Source organism: Desulfogranum japonicum DSM 18378 (assembly GCF_000429945.1).
Taxonomy (GTDB): domain Bacteria; phylum Desulfobacterota; class Desulfobulbia; order Desulfobulbales; family Desulfobulbaceae; genus Desulfogranum; species Desulfogranum japonicum.
On sequence record NZ_AUCV01000102.1, the window covers coordinates 1 to 3,378 of the forward strand.

Here is a 3,378-nt window from a genome sequence, read left to right on the forward strand (position 1 = left end):
TCAGTGATTCCATGCGTTACCTCCTTAATGGAGATAACGCTATCATGATTCATATTTGAACGTAACCGTTATTGGACAAACGCGTAATGCTCCCCATTCCCATGGAACTGAAAGTGTACCGGAACAGGTATCCGAGAGCAAAACCAGGGATTCCTAAAATAATAGCATCAAAAAAATCGGCAAAAAAGCGACGCCAAAAGCCGACTACTATTCGGTATGGTTGCGTCATACTTCTGTGACCTCCTTAAGGGACGCGAAAAAAATAAATTATCCAATCTTGTTGGTCTCTCACTCATTCTCATAACTGTTTCAATGGATCAATACAACCAGTATGGAACCATTGAAACATTCACGAGAATGAGCCGATATCCTGCGCAATTTTTGAATAGTTATAATTTTCCACGTCCCTATGCTAACGCTGAAACACCTGAGACCGGTTACCGATAATGAATAAAAAAATATAAAATGAAGGCCAGAGTGAAAACAACTACATCTCATTGATATAATTTTCTGTGATTTTTTTCAGTTATGATCAAGCCAGCAAGAACTTTTTCTGAAAGATACAGACGACTTTTGCTTCTCTGTAATTGTTTTTCTTTTTCAATATACTTTTCAAGCTTGTTCATGAAAACATCGCCACAATCTTCATACACTAACTCTTGAAATAACTCCATATAATGGCCATCAAAGTCTAAATGCCACATAGCGAACCAAAAAAATGCGACCCGGTCATATTCTGGCATTTTCTTGACATGATTTATGTATAAATCAACCATATCATCATACAATATTGCGGAACCAAACGGATTATCATCTTTCTGATAACTGAAATTTTCGTCATGGAGAACTACAAGCCTACCTATACATTCTTCCAACGATAAACCATCATAACAATGGGATATACTTGGATTACATATAATAAAAAACAGCAACACATTAATTATTATTTTCATTTTATATACCGGGAAGAAGTTTTCAACATCATCACAATGATCGTAATAGTTCACCGCCTTCAACTCGCGTGTCCAACATCGTTAGAACTTACCAGGCACAGTGACACATACGAGGCTGGCATATCCAAAATGGAACCTGATATGCCCCATCGTTTCACTCGAATCATAATTACCTGGCACGCCATCAGCGTAATCATCAATGACCTTATCATGACGAATTAAGGGTCGCGGAAAATAATAAATATTAAAAAATTGCGTAGAATATCGGTTTGGCAACCTCGTTGCGTCAAGGGTTCCATAGTGGCCGTATTGAGCCCTTGACGCGACAACGCTGCCGAGTTGAGAGACAAGTAAGATTGGATAATTTATTTTTTTCCGTGGTCCTAAAGAGAATGCTGCCAATATATTTCTACAAACAGTACGTAAACGTACCCTGCGGTTTAAAGCTTTCAGGGAAAACCTGGAACTCAGGGTTGTACAGGTGAAACAGCAATGACAGGATGCTTTTTCACAGCAAGCCAAGAACTAACCCGCTGAAAAATACCAACTTATAGCGAGTTAGCAATACTAAAAGATTTGATCACTGAATTCCCCTTGCGGCACAACGATAAAAAATGAGGCATCTTGGAATTTAGCTGGCCAGGCTCTTTTGGCGAGCCCCCCTGATTACAATTTCATGGTGCGCACGGCGCACCCTACCAGAGTTCATTGCAACAAATCAGATGCGGGAAAGCGGAAGTATTGGGCATTACATGTTGGAAATAAGCTCTTAAAGATTATTGCCTAGCTGAACACCATGGACCGGCACTCCTGCATGTGAAAGCGAGCTAATCCTGTCATCAGCTGCTCCTTATGTGATATTTTCTTTTTCTGTCTTTATTTCCTCTTTTCGTTTGTTAAACTCTGCGGCTGCAAGCCAGCATTTTTTACCCTGACCCCTTTTTTCACAATTTTTTATGGCACTACAAGCGACGGTGAATTTTTATACGGCTGAAATTCTGACGATTTATTTTTTTAGCGCAACGAAAGACTTTCATCAGGGGAAACTTTGAGAATAATTGTCAAAAACTTGGGCTAAACAACATGGACCAGCACGTCTGCAGGTGAAACGAGAGCTAATTGTGCAATCAGCTACTCTTTATGTTATATCTTCTTTTTTCTGTCTTTATGTTTTCTTATCGTTTTTTCAACTCTGCGGCGGTAAGACAACATTTATTTTTTACTCTGACCCCTTTTTTTTTTGACCCCTTTTTTCTTAGCAAAGATCTGACCCCGTTCCCTATTCCACCATTTTGTCAAAACTACCACCGGATGATTGGTGATTAAGAGATTCAACAATATTCAAATCTTCTATCCAATCAATTACTATCTTTTTCTGTAAATTATTCAATAATGAAAAATCATGCGTACTTTTTAACTTGATTAAAGACCGTCTTAATTCACTGGCATCTTTACCTAATAATTCTACAAAAATTAACGCTCTTGACGTGTCAATGTCACAAGTAGTTATTAGTATTTTTTGAAAAAAGACAATTCTTATCCTGCTTGGCAACTCTTTAATATTATTATATTGTTTAATCAAGCTATCTTCCCAGTAGTCACCTGTAACACGGCTTAAATAATATGAATTTAAAACTAATCCGACTGGAAGTTTAACGCTGTTTGGTAGGTCTCTAACCAAGAAAGCCAGAAAGACTATATAGCTAATTATTAATAACAAAAATGCTATTAATGATGCTCTGAATATTTTTAATATTATAATTGTCAATTAATTATTTAACAGTAATAGATCCATAAGAAGAGATCATTTCTGTGCGGTTCCAGAAATGTGGCCCTTTTCTAAAGTCCACTTCATTGGTTTTTGTATTTTTAATCATTTCTTGTATTTGTTGCCACTTCTTTAATGCGTTTGTTTGGTGTAGATTGATGGTTATACAGCCCCAGCTTGTTTGTCCTAGGTGAAGGCGAAAACCGCCTCTTCCAGAATCTTGATCATAGTCATCTACACACTCATCATCTTTAATTACACCAAACCAATCTTCATGACCTTCAATAGGATGCGGATTATCTACAATAAAATAGTCTCCTTGAGGTATAGTTTTTTCACGTCCAACTCCGGGAGAAACAATTCCGTCTGCGGTTGAATGTCCTCCTGAAAAGGCCTCAACAACAATTTGTTCCTTTGTATCATCGTCAGTTAGAGTAAGTGTGTTATTTTTTGTATCTAAAACACCGCTGACTAGTAGCCCATTAGAATCAATCCAATTAACCGGATCATCTTCAACATAAGCATATAAATTAATCCCTCCATCCAACCCAATAGGATCAGCAGGGGTGCATCCGATATTTATGGCACAACCTTCTGGGCCCATCTTTTCTTGAATTGCATAATAATTTCAACCGACTAGGTAATATTATCGCTTGA

General features: G+C 37.6%; 3 protein-coding genes. All 3 read right to left on the bottom strand.

Annotated features, from left to right (window positions below; translation table 11 throughout):
• Window positions 1–494: 494 nt before the first annotated feature.
• Entirely contained in the window at window positions 495–953 is a 459-nt protein-coding gene (locus tag G493_RS0122345) for a hypothetical protein (protein WP_028582148.1), read from the bottom strand.
• A gap of 1,279 nt (window positions 954–2,232) precedes the next feature.
• The gene (locus G493_RS33610) at window positions 2,233–2,721 is read right to left on the bottom strand and encodes a hypothetical protein (RefSeq protein ID WP_153306639.1); all 489 of its coding nucleotides are present in this window, start codon (window positions 2,719–2,721) and stop codon (window positions 2,233–2,235) included.
• A 4-nt stretch (window positions 2,722–2,725) separates the two neighbouring features.
• Window positions 2,726–3,325: a tlde1 domain-containing protein gene (locus tag G493_RS0122355; RefSeq protein ID WP_028582150.1), complete on the bottom strand. Its 600-nt coding sequence runs from the start codon at window positions 3,323–3,325 to the stop codon at window positions 2,726–2,728.
• Window positions 3,326–3,378: the final 53 nt, after the last annotated feature.